Below are 14,969 nucleotides of genomic sequence, written 5' to 3'. Positions count from 1 at the left end.
GGGTGGCGGCCGGACGATCAGCCGGTGCGGGCGACGGGACCGATCAACTGGTGTTCGGTGGGAGTCATGCTGAGCATGACCCACTGCACCTTGCCCTTGGTGATCAGGCCGATCATCTCCGGGTGCAGCTGGGTGAACCAGCTCTGCACACTCACCAGCCCCAACGCGTTCGCCGCCGTCGCTGCCTCCGCCCCCGTCAGCCGCTGGAGCACCACGATGTCACTGCGGACCAGCACATCGACGTCGTAGCCACTCAGATCGTCGCGCACCACCAGGGTGGCCCGCCACGGCGCGCTGAGGCCCGTGTCGGTGGCGGTCACCGGGCCGGTGTCGATCACGACGAGCTGCGGCTCGGTCGGCGTGGCCGCGGTCGGCGGAGGGACCCCCGGCGGAAGGAACGAGGCGATCTCCCGGCCGATGACGCAGCGCCGCAGGAAGGCGTCCCACTCCTGCTCGCGGGCGGTCTGGATGAACAGCCGGGCGCCGATCCCGAGGGCACGGAAGGCGAGCAGCTCGGCGCAGCGTACGCCGCCGGTCAGCATCAACCGCGTCGGTTCGGCGCGGAACAGACGCAGCCCCACCGGCTCCTGCTGCCGGTTGCGACCGACGACGAGGCCGCCGCCCCCGGCGACCACGTGCAGGCCACCGACCGAGGCGGTGTCCGTGCGGTGCAACCCCATCCGGCTGCCGGGGAAGGCGACGCTCTTCACCGCAGGAAACCTCCGAGCGGTAGCGTGGCGGCCACGCCGTGCGCGTGCTCGCCATCAAGTCGTTGCAGACGGCCGCCATGGCGGCGGATCGCCTCGTGCAGGGCCTGGTCGGCGGCGGCCAGTGCGGCCGGATCGGCGCCCAGCAGGCGGAAGGCCACCTCCACGGCGAGGTCGTCGCCGTCGGGCCGGGTGGCGGCGATCGACACCACGCTGGCGGCGGCGGGGAGCCCCCGCAGCAAGGAATCGACCTCCCACGGCTCGCGGGGCCAGTCCAGCAGTCGGTGGCAGCTCTGCTGCGCGCCCCGGGTCGACCAGGCCCGCCAGGTCTCCCGGGCCAGCATCTGGTCACCCGTCCCGCCGGTCGCCCCACCGGTCAGGTGGGTGAGGGTGGTGACGGCGACGAGCACCTCGTCCCGGTTCAGCATCCGCGCGGCCACCCGCTCCTGCCGCAACTGCCGCCGGGTCCGCCGGATCACCGCGAGGAGCGTCGGGCGCAGGTCGTGGTCGGCGTGGAAATCGGGGGTCCGCGCGGCCTGGAGCACCACCCACGCCTGCCGGCTGGCGGGCACCTCACCGTTCGTCAGTTCCCGGTACGCCCGGTTGACCGCCGCCGCGCCGGAGCGGGCACGTGGTGCCGGCGTCACCTGGATCAGCAACTGCACCACCACCGGCGGTGCCTTCTCGTCGACCGCCGGTAGGAGTGCCGCGGGAGACGGCAGCGCCTGCGGAGCGCTCATCAGCAGGGCACCCTCGGTCGGGTCGACCTCGAAGATCGCGCTCAGCCCACCCCCGTGGGTCAGCAGCACGGCCGGCTGGTCGTCGATCTCGACGATCTCCAACTCGACACCACGCTCCAGGTGGGTCAACAGGCGCAGGGCCGGCTCCGCGTCGGTGCCGGTGAGCTGCCGGCGCCGCCCCCGGAAGCCCCACCAGATCGGAATCCACTCGTGCAGCCACCGGCCCCGGAACCGGATCACCGTCGGAGCGAGCAGCAGCACCGCCACGACGGCCACCGCGGCGGTGAGCGGCACGCCGTGCGGGGTGGCGGTGAGCACCGCCGCCGCCCCCACCTGCCACGACAGCAGTTGGGCGACGTTCACGCCACCGACCCGGAGCCCGCGCTGGAACGGTCGCACCCTCCGGGTGGCTGCGGCTTCGGCCGTGGCTTCGCCCGCGGCGGTGGCCGGGACGTCAGCGGCGGCGGAGGGAGCCGCGGCAGTCCTCGCGGCCGGCGCGACGCTCGTCGTCTGCGCGGCCGTCGCGGCCCGTGCGCCGGCGGCCACCTGAGTGGTGTACGTGGTCCCGCTCGCCGCCCGGCCCTGCCCGCGCTGCGCAGCCTGGGTCTGCCCCGGGCCGCCGCCCGCCCAGCTCACCGTCGGCGGGGGCGCTGGTACGCCGGTCTGCTGCGGTGCTGCCACCCGTTGCCCGGGTGGCATCTGCTGCGCCGGTGGGGCACCCGGATGGTGCTGCCAACCCGGTTCACCCGGCCGTGCCGCACCCGGATGCGTCACCGCACGTCCCTCCTCACCTGGGCCGGCACCGCTCAGCGACCGATCGCGGCACGGATGTCGGCCGCCGTCACGGTCCGCAGCTCGTCGAGGCTGGGGCGCTGACCGGACTGGCGCAGCCGCTGCGCCTGCGCCTTACGTACACCCTCGAAGAGCTTGCGGGCCTCACGGGCGTTGCCGAAGTTCTGGTCCCGTTCGATGGTGGCGAAATGCGCCTGAAGCAGATCGGAGACCCCGTCGCCGAGCAGGTACTCGTCGCCGCCGGCCATCCGCTCCACGATGATGACCAGCTGCTCGGGGCTGTAGTTGCCGAACTCGATGGTCTTGGCGAAGCGGGAGGCGAGACCCGGGTTCGCGTCGAGGAACTGGAGCATCTCCCCGGTGTAGCCGGCGGCGATGACCGCGATCTCGTCGCGATGGTCCTCCATCAGCTTGACAAGCGTGTCGATGGCCTCCTGGCCGAAGTCGCCGCCACTGCCGAAGGAGCGGGAGAGGGTGTACGCCTCGTCGATGAAGAGCACCCCACCTCGGGCCGTGTCGAACGCCGCGGCCGTCTTCTCCGCCGTGTGGCCGAGATACTGGCCGACGAGGTCGCGCCGGGACACCTCCCGGAAGGCCCCGCCGGGCAGCGCACCGAGCGCCGCGAGCAGCTCGCCGTAGATGCGGGCCACTGTGGTCTTACCGGTGCCGGGGGCACCCGCGAAGATCAGGTGATGGCTGACCGTGCCGACCGGCAGGCCGGCGCTGCGCCGCCACTCGTTCACCTGGATCTCGTCGATGACCCCACGCACCTCCTCCTTCACCGACTCGAGGCCGACCATGGCCGCAAGGTCGGCGAGCAGCTTCTCGGTGCGTTTGGTGTCCTGCTGGGTGCTGGCCTGGGCCGCCTCGGCCCCGAAGGTGGCCCGCCGGCTGGTGGTGCCCTCCACGATGGTCGGTGTGGCGCCCTCGGCCACGTCGATCGCCGGCTGCGCGGTGTTCTCGGTGGTGCACTCCTCGACCGTGCCGTGGCAGCCACGGGCAAAGGAGACGGCCGGGCCGCGGGTGTCGCGGATCCGGCACCGACGCAGCACCGGGGCGCTCTGCTGCACCACCGCGACGCCAGCGTGCCCGGTATGGGAGATGTCGCAGGCCTCGATGGTGGGCCGAGCGTACTGGTAGATGTAGATGCCCCGGCTGCCGCAACGGGTGATCGTGCTGGTGCGGATCGTCGGGGCGGCGCCGATCCGGAGGATGATGCCGTCCTCGCTGAGGTCGCTGAACTCGCACCCGTCCACGGTGCCGTCGGAATCCTCGACGACGAGCCCGTAGCGGGCGCCGGTGACCCGGCAGCGGGTCAACGTGAACTCAGACCGGCTGGCCACCGAGACGGCCGGGCCGAAGCCGGCGCTCAGCTCGCACCCGGTCATGCTGAGCGTCGCCCGGTCCACGGCCACGACAGGTGCGTCGCCGGCCTTGAGGACCAGATCACGCAGCTCCAGGCGGCCCGAGTTGCAGGACACCGTGGGGTACGCCCCGGACGAGGCGTCGATGGTGACGGTGCCGGCGCCCTGTGCGGCGACGATGGTTATCGCGCGGTCGTTGACGAACAACGCCTCGTAGTAGGTGCCGGGGTTGACCGAGACGACGGCGTCGTCGTCCGCCACCGTGAGCGCGTCACCGATGGTGGGGTACGCGCCGGGCTGGTCCGGGGAGACGAGAAGGGTGCGCGTCATGGCTCCGGCTTCATACGGCAGCGGAAGGGTTAGGCCGACGATATCCCAGGCGGTCGACACGGGGGGAGCCCCCGTGGTCGCGACCGGCGATCGTGCACGATGGCGGGGCCGATCGATGCGGCGGTGGGCCGTTAGGCTCGGGTTCACACGCAGTGCCGGAACCAGGAGCGGGAGGACGGATGGCGGAAACCCGGATGTTGCCGCTCGCCGCGGGTGCGTTGCTGGTCGACGGAACCGTCCACACGCACACGTCGGTCCGCGGTGACCTGGCACCCGACCTGCACCCGGTGATCCGGCGGTTCCTGCACGAACTGCCGACCGGGCAGCGGGAGCGGTTCGCCGGCTGGTGCGCCGAGGTCGTGCTGCTCTCCGACCGCCTCTACGCGGCCGAGGCCGACGGCGGGCCGATCAGCTCGGCCCGGGCCCGCGCGCTGTTGTGGGGGGCGAAGGTGCGGGTGACCCGGGTCCGGGAGGAGGGCGACCCCCGCCACGGTGAGGTGCAGCCGCCCTGCCGCTCGTGCGCGGCGCTGCTGGACTGGTGTGGCGTGGAGGCGCTGGGATGAACGACCGCTTCCCATCCCTGGTGGCCGAGACGCTTGAGGTTGCCGGCTGGGTTCCGGGCCGCCGCGACGACGACCGGGCGCGACAGTGGGCGCTGCGGCTGGCGGCCAGCGCCGCGCCGGACGGACGGCAGCACACCGTCGTCCGGGCCGCGGTGGAGACGTACGCCGAGTTCGGCGGCCTGCTGGTGCGCCCGCAGGGCGACGGCGAACAGATCGCGCCCAGCCCCTTCCACCTGGATCCGTTCCTGGTAGGCCAGTCGGTGGACACCCTCGCCGCGCTCGCCGCGGCAATCGGGGCGCCGCTCACACCGATCGGCGAGGAGGGCGACGGCACCGGCATCCTCGCGATCGACGATCAGGGTCGGGTGTTCGTGCTGGACCACGGCGGTGACTGGTTCCTCGGCGAGCACGTCGACGAGGCGATCACCGCGCTGGTGCTGGGCCGGCAACCCCGCCGGGTACGCCAGGACGGCACGTGGTGATCGACTGGCGGCCGGCGACGCCGACGGAGGGTGCGCTGCTGGCCGCCGCCGAGGCCGCGGACCGGGACACGCTCCTGGCGACGCTGGCCGGCGCTCCGCTGCTGCTGCCGGTGTCACCGGAGGCGGCGGCCGGTCGCGCGCCGATGGCCTGGCCGACGGGCCGGCACGACGGGCGGACCCACGTCATCGCGTTCACCTCACCCGAGGCGATCGCCGCCTGCCTGCCCGGCCAGTCGGTCAGCTACCGCGCCCTCAGCGTCCAGGACCTGGCAAGCGGCTGGCCGGACGACGACTGGCTGCTCGCGGTCGACGCCGGGCTGCCGATCGGCGTGCAGGTCACCGCCGGTGAGCTGCACGTGATCGCCGGTCCCGCTCTCGAGGCCGAGCGAGACCTGCGCGACGCGATCGCCGGGCAGGAACCGGACGCCCTGATGGCGGCGCTGCTCCGCACGGAGCTGCTGGTGCCGCTGCGGCCCGGGGGGTCCGAGTCGAGGGACCTGTCCGATCCGGACTTTCCGTGGCTGTGCCTCCCCGACGAGCAGGGGCAGCCCTGCCTGCCGGTCTTCACCGCCGAGGTGCGGCTGCGACAGGCCCTCGGCGACCTCGACCTGGTCGCGGTCAGCAGCCTCCACCTGGCCGAGCAGTGGCCGGACCCGTCGTGGCAGCTCCTGCTCAACCCCGACACCCCGCTGGCGGCGACGCTGCCCGGCGAGGCCGTCCGAACCCTCCGGGACTGGCTTGGTCAGCTACGGCGGGTGGTCACCGACGCCGCCGAGGGGGAGCGCCAGCACCTGGAGACGGCCGCGTACGCCGAGCCGGCCACGGTGGGCGTACCGGCGCAGCGGACGCCGCCGGACGAGGACGACGAGCCCGATCCGGACCCGGACCTGCCGATCCGGCTGCAACTGGTGATCCCGCACCGGTACCTGCCGTCCTACCTTGACGACGGTTACCAGCGGGCCGCCGGGCTGGTGCACGCCTGGGCCGGCCCGGGCCGGGACACCCCCGCCCGGCTCTACCGGCGCCTCGGCCTGCTCGGCGAGGGCTCGCCGTTCGCGGAGTCCGACGAGTGGACGGCCGTGCTGCGGTGGGAGCCCAACCAGGACACGCCCGAGGACTGGGGGCGCGGCCAGCCGCGAATGGAGTCGCTTGTCGTGCCGGACGGGACGGGCCTGCACTGCCTCCACCACGACGGCCGGGACGAGTTGCTGGCCCGCTTCGACGCGGCCACCGGGCGCTGGCTGCCGACCTGACCGCGGAGCGGCTCCCACGCTGGTTGTCAGCGTCGATTGCCGGCGAACCAGTCCTTGGCCTGCCGACTCTTCAGCAGGACGAGCGCCACCCCGGCGAGCCCACCCACGACCAGGGGCGTGACCATCGTCGGCTGGAAGTCGAGTTTGCCCGTCACGAGTAGGCCGACCAGGAAGACGGCGAAGAGCCCGAAAGTGAAACTGGCCGGCACCCGCAGACCCTCGGGACCCAGCCCGCGCCAGGTGAAGACCATCCCCACCACCGTCATGAACACCAGCAGCAGGCAGAGCGCGAGGACCACCACGCCGAGGATGATGATCAAGAACACGCCGTCGCCCTCGGCCCTCATCATCGCCACGAAGAAGGCGATGCCCGCGACGAGCCAGGTGACGGCCACGGGGACCATCAGCAGGATCGCCGCGATCACCGCCGCCGGCCGCCGCCCGGCCGCCGGCACCGGCACACCGGACGGTCCGGCAGGCGGGGGTACGGCCCCCAACTGCGGCGGCGGTACGGGGGTGGGAGGCGGCACAGCACCGGGAGGCGGCACGGCACCGGGAGGCGGCACGGCACCGGGAGGCGGCACGGCACCGGGGGGGAGGGTCGACATCTCGTCTCCGTCCGTCGTCAGGTGCCCGGCCGACGCCAGCCGGCCTCGCCGGTCGGCTCCGTCGGGTGGGTCGGTTGCCCGCCCTGCGGCGGCACGCCCGGGGCTGGTGCCGGGGGCTGTGGTGCGGGCGGGTACGGCGTCCCGCTGGATGGCAGGTGCGGCGGGGGCGGGTACGGCGTTCCGCTGGATGGCAGGTGCGGTGCGGGCGGGTACGGCGTTCCGGCCGCGGTCGGTGCCCCGACCGGCGTGGGAACCTCCGCCGAGGATGCCGCGGTCCGCTTGCGGCGTCGCCGTCGCAGGATCAGCACGACCGGCGTCGCCACGAGGGCGAGGACGACGAATATGAATGCGAACGAGAGCACCCAGGTGAGGACTTCGTTGTCCCGTTCGCCTGAGTTCTGCTCGCGCGCGCGGGCCAGGTCCGGGTCGGCCTCGGGCTCCTCGGCCGCCTGGCTACGACTGTTACGGCCGTCCGGCTCACCGGTCAGCGCCTGGCGCAGGTTGAGCAGCCCCCAACCGTAGTCGGGGTCATGACCCGGCTTGCCGGCGTCCTTGCTTGTCTCCATCATCCGCTTGAACAGGTCGTACGACTTGAGGTCCGGGTACTTCGCCTTGACCAGGGCGACCGCGCCGGAGACGAGCGCGGTGGCGGAACTGCTCCCGCCGGCCATCTTGTACCCCCCGTTGCGCTCCGCGGCGTACAGGTCGTCAGCGGGCGCGGCGAGGTCGGTCTCCTCGGCCGGGATGTGGGCGATTTTGCTCAGTTGCCCGTTGCGGTCGGTGCCGGTCACCGCGATCGCGCCGGGGTGGTTGGCCGGGCTGCCGATGATCACGTCCTTCTCGTTGCCGACGCCGGCGACGACGATCACCCTCTTCTGGTACGCCCGCTTGACCGCTCTGTCGAGGTCGACGTTGTTGGAGCTGCTCAGCGAGACGTTGATGACGTCGGCGCCGTGATCCACCGCCCAGTCGATCCCGGCTGCGATCGCGACCGGCTCGATGATCGACACACCCTCGCGACCCTGCACGGTCACCGGCAGGATCTTGGCCTTCGGTGCGACGCCGAGCACGCCTTCGCTGCCACCCGAGCCGTGCCCGTGCCCGGCGATCAGGGACGCCATCGCGGTGCCGTGCCCGTGCCGGTCCTCATGTCCCTTGCTCTTGTCGTCGTAGAAGTCCACGCCGGGAAGCACGTTGTTCTTCAGGTCCGGGTGGCTGGCGTCCACACCGGTGTCGACGACGGCGACCGTGATGCCCTCACCCTGGGTGATCTTGTGCATCTCGGTCAGCTCAAGGGCGTCGATGTACCAGGCGTCCTTGCGGTCGATGGCGTGTGCCGGCGCGACCGGGACGACCAGGGCAGCCAGGACGCTCAGCGTCAGTGCGGCCACTGCGGACGCCGGACGGGGAACGAGGCGCATCTGCGCGTACCTTCCTCTGTGGGCCGTCGAGCGGCCGGTTGGACGGTCACCGCATGGTACGGGCCGGCCACCCATGGTGTGGTGACCGGCCCGTCCGTGTGTCAACCCTGACCGAGCGCCTTACCCTGCTGCTGCGGTCGGTGCTCCGTTGGTGCCTCGATGGTGCCAACCGCGGCCGAGTCGGTGGTCCAGAGCTCGTCGTCGCCCTCGCCGTACTCCCAGGTCTCCTGCTCGTCCTCCGCCCGGCGCGCTCCGGGGCGGGGGCCGGGGACAGCCGGGCCGCCCCGGCGACCGCCGAGCGACGGCGCCGGCCCGGTGGTGGGAGCCGGACGCGCCGCGCCGCGACCGGTGAGATCCGGACGGGCGCCCTTGCCGGGGGTGAGCGGGCCACCACCGGCACGAGTGCCGCCGGTGCTCGGCGTGGCCGGACGAGCCGCACCCGGAGAGCCGCCGCGCTGGCCGCCGAGGCTCGGCGGTGGCGACGCCGGTCGGCCCGGAGTGCCTCCTGTGCGCTGGGGACCGGCGGTGCTGCCCGGCAGGCGCGGACTGGCCGGCGGGGCCGACCGGTTACCGAGCCCCGGCGCGCCGGGACGGGATCCGCCCGGCCGGCCGGCACCGGTGTTGCCAGGCAGGGTGGGTCGGTTCGGCGCGGCGCCCTTCCCCGGGCTCCCGCCCGGGCTGCCACCACCGCCGGGCAGGGTGGGCCGCCCAGGCGCGGCACCGCGCCTGGGCGGGCTTCCGCCGGGGTTGCTCGCGCCGGGCAGGGTGGGTCGGCTCGGTGCCGGGCCACGGGTGCCCGGGGTGGGACCGCCGGCTCCCGGCAGCGTGGTGCGGGGGGTGCCGGGCCGACCGCCGGTGTTCGGCGCGTTCGGACGCGGACCGCCCAGGCCGCCCGGCAGCACCGGCGTCGGAGGGGGCGGAACTCCTGGCGTGCCGGTGACCGGCGGCGCCACGGGCGGCGGCCCCGGCGGCGGGGGAGGGGCGGTAATGGTGCCGGCGAGCCCCACACCGTCGGGCAGGCCGTCCGGCGGAGGCGTTGGGGTGGGCAGGGCTGTCACGTCGGGCCGGTTCGGCGCGTCGGGCCGGTTGGGCGCGTCGGGCCGGTTGGGCGGGTCCTGGCGGATCCGCCCGTCAGCGGTCATGTTGACTGCCGCCGGGCCCGGCCCGACCGGTCCTTTCGGGCGAGACGGACGCGGGATCTGGGACGGGTTGATGACGACTGCGTTCGTCGGCCCCTTGTAGGTGCCGCCGCGGGAGATGTTCGAGATGTAGACGTCGATGTAGAGGTCCGCGAGCGGCTTGACGATGTTCTTCGCCCGCTCGTGGAATTCTTTCTGCACATCGGAGACCGTTTTGGGGTTGTTCAATCCAAAGATGTCGCCCAGCGAGGTGCTTTCGGCATCCTCCTTACGCTGCCGGGCTTGGTTCTCCTGCTCTGCCTTGTATTCCAGCCAGAGCTTGCGCATCTCGGTCTGCGTCGTCTGGATCTTGCTGGCGATCTGCTCCAGACCGCTGGCCGTCTTGTCGGCGACGTCCTTCCACTCGTCAAGCGAGTGGAGGGCAGCGCCGACCTTGCCCATGAAGACCCGGCCCGCCGGTGACCGCCACTTGGCGTCCAGCGAGTCGGCGTGCCGCTTGAGGTTTTCCCGTGTCGTCTGCAACAGAACGCTTGTCCGCCGCCAGGTCTCGGCCAGGGCGACGGTGCGCTCGTCGCTCTCCTTGCGGGCCTGCTCCCACATGGTCTCGATCGTGAGCCCGTCCCAGGCTGTGGGTTCGTACGGTGCGGCCCCGGCGGCCCGATCCGCGGCATAGTCGTCCGGGACGCCGGTGTAACCCGGGGTGTAGCTCGGCGTCCATCCGTAGTATTTGTCGCTCATCCCCGCTCCTCCGCGTCCCGTTCCCCGCCCACCATCAGGACCGCAGGTCCGGGCGGGCCACCTGGTCGCCGTACATCTGCTCGTTGTCGCCCTGGACCGTATAGGCGCCGGTGCCCTCGCCGATGGTCTCCGACTTGTCGATTTCCGGCGTCGCCTCCGGATCCTGACTGTTATTGGCTTCCGGGGCGAAGTAAGCCTCCGGATCCAGGACCTCCGGCGGGATCGCCTTCGCCGGGTCCGAGGTCTTCTTGTCGTCGCCCTGCCGCCAGAGGTCGTCGAGCGTCTTCTGACCATCGACGGCGGTGAAGGCGTTGTAGATGTCGTCCGTGTCGGCCTGGGCCAACGCGTCTCCGGTGCGGTATTCGCTGGCGATTGACATGGCAGCCATCTGCAGCGACACCAGACCCTTCATCGCGTCACCGAGCATCTTCCCCACCGCCACGCGACTGTCGTCGTGCCGGACACGGAAGAACGCGCCCTCCTTCATCCCACCCGCGCCGAACGGCGCCTGCACGGTGAGCATGGGGCGTACACCGTTCTCGAAGCTGGGCTTGAAATGCTCGTTCAGCTCTTTCTCAATGGCCTTGGCAAAGTCGATCAGCTGCTGGATGTCGACGTCGATGTCCTCGCCGACGAGCCACTCGTCGCCCATCTGTCTCCCCGTTTCGTCCACATGCCGACACCGCGGCTGTGTCCCGAGCCGCGACATTCACAGTCCACTCTGGCCGAGGGTAGCGTCATCGGGCAACCCCGTAGTGTGCTCAAGCCCGCGGCGGAAGGTTCACCAACTGCACGAGGCGGGTGCCCTCCCGCCGCGTGACCAGCCAACCTCGGCCGGGTGGCAGCGGCCCGGGGCGGACGGTGCCGAGCAGAACGCCCTCGTCCCGGTTACCGGACATCACGATGCCCGGCGTGCTGATTTCCCGCATCCGCATCAGCACCGGCTCGTACAGCGCCCGGCTCGCACCGCCGGTGCGGCGGGCGATGACCAGGTGCAGGCCGATGTCCCGGGCCTGGGGCAGGAATTCGAGCAGCGGCGTCAGCGGGTTGCTGCCCGCGCTCGACACCAGGTCGTAGTCGTCGACCAGGACGTAGAGGTCCGGTCCCTTCCACCAACTGCGTGCCCGCAGCTGGTCCGGCGTCACGTCGTTGGGAGGGATCCGGTCCCGCATCACCGCGGCGACCTCGGTGATGATCTTCTCGGTGAGCTGGGCCGACGAGCCGTACCCGATCAGGTGCGGGCTGGTGATGTCGCCGAGCATGCTGCGCCGGTAGTCGACGATGACCAGCCGGGCCTCGGTCAGCTCGTGGCGGTCGACGATCGTTTGTGCCAGCGCCCGCAGGAAGGTGCTCTTGCCGGACTCGCTGTCGCCGAAGAGCAGGAAGTGCGGGTCGGCGGCGAAGTCCAGGTGCACCGGTTGCAGGTCCACCTCGGCGATGCCGACCGGCACCCCGGGGCGACCGGTGGCCGGCAGACTGCCGTGCGGGACCACCGGCGGGAGCTGGCGGATCGGCGGCGCGCCCGGCCCCTGCCAGGCGCCGGCCAGGTCGTTCACCAGCTTGCGGGACCCCTCGGGCAGGGTGTCCGCCTCCTGCGCGCCGTCGGTGCGGGGCAGGGCGGCGAGGAACTGGTGCCCATCGGCGGTGATGCCTCGGCCGGGTGATTTCTCCGGCACGTTCATCGCGGCCCGACGGTCCAGGGCGGAGTCGCCCGCGTCAGACAGCCAGAGCTCCAGCCGGGTGCCGAAGACGTCCCGAACGGCGGGACGCAGGTCCATCCAGCGACCCGCGGTGACGATCAGGTGGACGCCGAAGGAGAGACCGCGGTTGGCGATGTCGTTGATGGTCGGCTCAAGATCTTCGAACTCGGACCGGATGCTGGACCAGCCGTCGATGACAAGGAAGACGTCGCCGAACGGGTCGTCGTTGTGCTGGCCGTGCCGACGGGCACGCCGGTACGCGGCCATCGAGTCGACCCCGCGCTCGCCGAACCGCCGCTCCCGTTCGCCCATCAGCAGTTGCAGCTCGGCGACGGTCCGGCGGACCAGACTGGCATCGAGGCGGGTCGCCACCGCGCCGACCTGCGGCAGGTCGCGTAGCGAGGAGAGCGCGTTGCTGGTCAGGTCGAGGCAGTAGACCTGCGCCTCCCGCGGTGTGTGGGTCAGCGCCAGCGACGTCACGATCGTGCGCAGCACGGTGCTCTTGCCACTCTGCGGACCGCCCACGATCACCGCGTGGCCGGCCGAACCTGCCAGGTCGAACCAGAGCACGTCCCGCCGCTGCTCGAACGGCTTGTCGACGATGCCGACGGCCACCTGCAACTCGCCCACCAGGCCGGCGTGCGCCACCGTCACACCCCGGGCGGGGTCGGCGGTCAGTGGCGGCAGCAGCTGATCCAGCGTCGGCGGATCCGACAGCGGGGGCAGCCACACCTGGTGGGCCGGCGCGCCCCGTCCGGTGAGTCGGCCGACCAGGATGTCCAGCACACTGTCGCCGCCCGTGTCGACCGGCTCCGGCGTCGTCTCCTGGGCCTTACGGGTCACCGGCGGCGCGACGTAGGCGGTGCTGTATTCCCGCACCCGCTCCTCGCCGTCACCGGCGGCGACCGCCTCGGCCGTCTTGCTGCGGTAGGTGCCGGAGACGTACGCGGCCTTGAAGCGGATCAGTGGTTCCATGCCGAAGCGCAGGTAGCCGTGGCCCGGTGAACGGGGCAACTCGTACGCGTCGGTGGCACCGAGCACCACCCGGCTCTCCATCGCCGAGAAGGTCCGCAGACCGATCCGGTACGACAGGTGGGTGTCCAGGCCGCGCAGCCGGCCCTCCTCCAACCGCTGCGAGGCCAACAACAGGTGTACGCCGAGCGACCGGCCGACCCGACCGATCTGCACGAACATGTCGATGAAGTCCGGTTTGGCGGTGAGCAGCTCGGAGAACTCGTCGCAGATGATGAGCAGGCTCGGCAGTGGCGCCAGCGGAGCACCCGCGGCCCGGGCCTTCTCGTAGTCGCGCTGCGAGGCGTAGTTGCCGGCCGAGCGGAGCAGCTCCTGCCGACGCACCAACTCGCCGTTGATCGAGTCGGTCATCCGGTCGACGAGCGGCAGCTCGTCGGCCAGGTTGGTGATCACCGCGCTGGTGTGCGGCAGGGCGTCCAGCCGGGTGAAGGTCGCGCCGCCCTTGAAGTCGATCAGGACGAGGTTCAGGTTCTCCGAGCTGTGCGTGACGGCGAGCGCCAGCACCAGCGTGCGCAGCAGCTCGGACTTGCCGGAACCGGTGGCACCGATGAGCAGGCCGTGCGGCCCCATGCCGTCCTGCGCGGACTCCTTGAGGTCCAACTCGACCGGGATCCCGTCGACGCCCACCCCGATCGGCACCCGCAGCCGGTCCCGGTTGGGCCGGGGCTGCCAGGCCAGTTCCATGTCGAACTCGTACGGGTCGCCGATGTTGAGCAGTTCGGCCAGGCCCAGCTCGCTGGTGAGCGGGGCGTCGCCGCCGCGGGACGCGGCCGAGAGACGCAGCGGGGCCAGCTGCATGGCCAGCGCCTCGATCTCCGCGACCCGGCACCCGTCGGCCCGCCCGATCTCCGCCTGACCATCCACGGTGGTGCTGTGCAACTGGCCGTCGGTGCCCACCTCCAGCACGAGCCGAGCCCGGTCCAGCACCCGCGGCGCCGGGTTGGAGAGGTCGAGCAGGGTGACGCCCTCCACGCCACCCTCGGTCATCAGGTGGTCCGACCCGGCGGTGTCGCCGCCGTCGATGACGACCAGGAGATGCGGCCCGCCCGACTGGGGGGACCCACCGGACGAGTTGAACCGGGGCCGGCTGGCCAGCACGTCGTCGAGCATCGCCTCCAGCCCGGTGACCGAGGGCGCGACCAGCCGGAGCTGACCGAGCGCGTCGGTGCGGCTCGGGTGCAGCGCGTGCGGCAGCCACTTCGTCCACTCCCACGCGCCCCGCCGGTCGGCGGCGACGCAGACCGCGACGAGCATGTCGTCCGGCGCGTGGAACGCGGTGGCCTGGGCGAGCACCGCCCGGACGAGCCCTCGGACCGCCTCGTCGTCACCGCGCAGGTGGACCCGGGCGAACCCGTTGAGCGCCATCGTCACCGGCAGATCCGGCACCTCGCCGTACGTGGTGAGGAAGCGGCGCAGCGCCAGCGCGCACATCGGCTCCAGCTTCTCCAGCGACGTCGCGGGCGGCGGAACCAGCGGCGTGGCCAGCTCCTGCGGGCCAAGACCGATGCGTACGGTGGCGAAGTCCACGTCGCCGCGCCGGCGCTCCCACAGCCGTGGCCCGAGCGGGACCGACCACAGCGCGTCCGGGTCCGGATGCCGGTAGAACGCCGCCTCGCGCTGCTTCTGGACCGTCTTGAGCACTCGCCGGCGCTGCCGCGACAGGTGCGTCATGTACTCGCGTCGCTTCTGCAGCATCTCCTGCTTGCTCGGGCCGCCGGAGTTGTTGGTGAGCTGGGAGCCGAGCATGCCGATCGCGGAGAGGCCGAAGAGGCCTCCGGTGACGTAACCGAGGGTGCTGCCGCCTCGGCCGGCGAACATCAGCGCCATCGCGAACGAACCAGCGAGCATCGGCAGCATCATCATCATCTGGCCCCAGGCACGCCCGCTGGGCGCGGGCACCTCGGGTGGCGCCTCCAGCAGGACCTCGCCGGACGGGTACTCCGGCTCCGGCTGTCGGGCCGGGCGTTTCACGACGACCGTGCTCACCTATCAGACCTCCCCGCTGGGGTCCGGACCCGACCGGACCGAACCGGCGCCCGCGCCATGGCACATGGTAGGTAGCCTTCTCTCGTCATGACAGCCGCGGGCCACGTCGGCCCG

Annotated in this window: 11 protein-coding genes; 3 read left to right on the top strand and 8 right to left on the bottom strand. The window is 72.2% G+C overall.

The features are described 5' to 3' along the window. Window positions 1-17 precede the first annotated feature (17 nt). From AB0O48_RS04325 to AB0O48_RS04315, 3 genes are read right to left on the bottom strand one after another with little or no spacing between them, the layout of a single operon-like run. The gene (locus AB0O48_RS04325; RefSeq protein WP_365062869.1) at window positions 18-710 is read right to left on the bottom strand and encodes a hypothetical protein; all 693 of its coding nucleotides are present in this window, start codon (window positions 708-710) and stop codon (window positions 18-20) included. Continuing rightward, window positions 707-2,221, bottom strand: coding sequence for a type VII secretion protein EccE (eccE, locus tag AB0O48_RS04320; RefSeq protein ID WP_365062867.1), 1,515 nt, complete (start codon window positions 2,219-2,221; stop codon window positions 707-709). The genes AB0O48_RS04325 and eccE overlap by 4 nt, the downstream gene beginning before the upstream one ends. 32 nt (window positions 2,222-2,253) lie before the next feature. Next, complete coding sequence (locus AB0O48_RS04315; RefSeq protein ID WP_357240905.1) at window positions 2,254-3,933, bottom strand: right-handed parallel beta-helix repeat-containing protein; 1,680 nt, start codon at window positions 3,931-3,933, stop codon at window positions 2,254-2,256. Window positions 3,934-4,085: 152 nt separating this feature from the next. On the opposite strand from AB0O48_RS04315, the gene AB0O48_RS04310 reads away from it, so the two are divergent. From AB0O48_RS04310 to AB0O48_RS04300, 3 genes are read left to right on the top strand one after another with little or no spacing between them, the layout of a single operon-like run. Continuing rightward, window positions 4,086-4,496, top strand: a complete 411-nt coding sequence (locus tag AB0O48_RS04310) for a YwqJ-related putative deaminase (protein WP_357240908.1) — start codon at window positions 4,086-4,088, stop codon at window positions 4,494-4,496. Then, window positions 4,493-4,978 (top strand): SUKH-3 domain-containing protein, encoded by a 486-nt coding sequence (locus AB0O48_RS04305; RefSeq protein WP_357572050.1) that lies wholly within the window; start codon window positions 4,493-4,495, stop codon window positions 4,976-4,978. Before AB0O48_RS04310 ends, AB0O48_RS04305 begins: the two co-directional genes overlap by 4 nt. Beyond that, window positions 4,972-6,231, top strand: coding sequence for an SseB family protein (locus AB0O48_RS04300; protein ID WP_365062863.1), 1,260 nt, complete (start codon window positions 4,972-4,974; stop codon window positions 6,229-6,231). Before AB0O48_RS04305 ends, AB0O48_RS04300 begins: the two co-directional genes overlap by 7 nt. A 26-nt stretch (window positions 6,232-6,257) precedes the next feature. Here the strand turns inward: AB0O48_RS04300 and AB0O48_RS04295 are convergent, their stop codons facing one another. From AB0O48_RS04295 to eccCa, 5 genes are all read right to left on the bottom strand, one after another. After that, the gene (locus AB0O48_RS04295) at window positions 6,258-6,839 is read right to left on the bottom strand and encodes a hypothetical protein (RefSeq protein WP_365062861.1); all 582 of its coding nucleotides are present in this window, start codon (window positions 6,837-6,839) and stop codon (window positions 6,258-6,260) included. Between the two features lie 17 nt (window positions 6,840-6,856). Further along, window positions 6,857-8,260 carry a type VII secretion-associated serine protease mycosin gene (mycP, locus tag AB0O48_RS04290; protein ID WP_365062859.1) on the bottom strand — a complete coding sequence of 468 codons (1,404 nt, stop codon included), beginning with the start codon at window positions 8,258-8,260 and terminating at the stop codon, window positions 6,857-6,859. Between the two features lie 101 nt (window positions 8,261-8,361). Beyond that, window positions 8,362-10,137, bottom strand: coding sequence for a hypothetical protein (locus tag AB0O48_RS04285; protein WP_357240920.1), 1,776 nt, complete (start codon window positions 10,135-10,137; stop codon window positions 8,362-8,364). A gap of 34 nt (window positions 10,138-10,171) precedes the next feature. Further along, the gene (locus AB0O48_RS04280; protein WP_357240923.1) at window positions 10,172-10,789 is read right to left on the bottom strand and encodes a hypothetical protein; all 618 of its coding nucleotides are present in this window, start codon (window positions 10,787-10,789) and stop codon (window positions 10,172-10,174) included. 109 nt (window positions 10,790-10,898) lie between these two features. Then, window positions 10,899-14,855 (bottom strand): type VII secretion protein EccCa, encoded by a 3,957-nt coding sequence (gene eccCa, locus AB0O48_RS04275; protein WP_365062857.1) that lies wholly within the window; start codon window positions 14,853-14,855, stop codon window positions 10,899-10,901. Window positions 14,856-14,969: the final 114 nt, after the last annotated feature.

This window comes from Micromonospora sp. NPDC085948, from assembly GCF_040686315.1.
GTDB lineage: Bacteria > Actinomycetota > Actinomycetes > Mycobacteriales > Micromonosporaceae > Micromonospora.
This window is presented reverse-complemented; position numbering and strand designations above follow the sequence as displayed.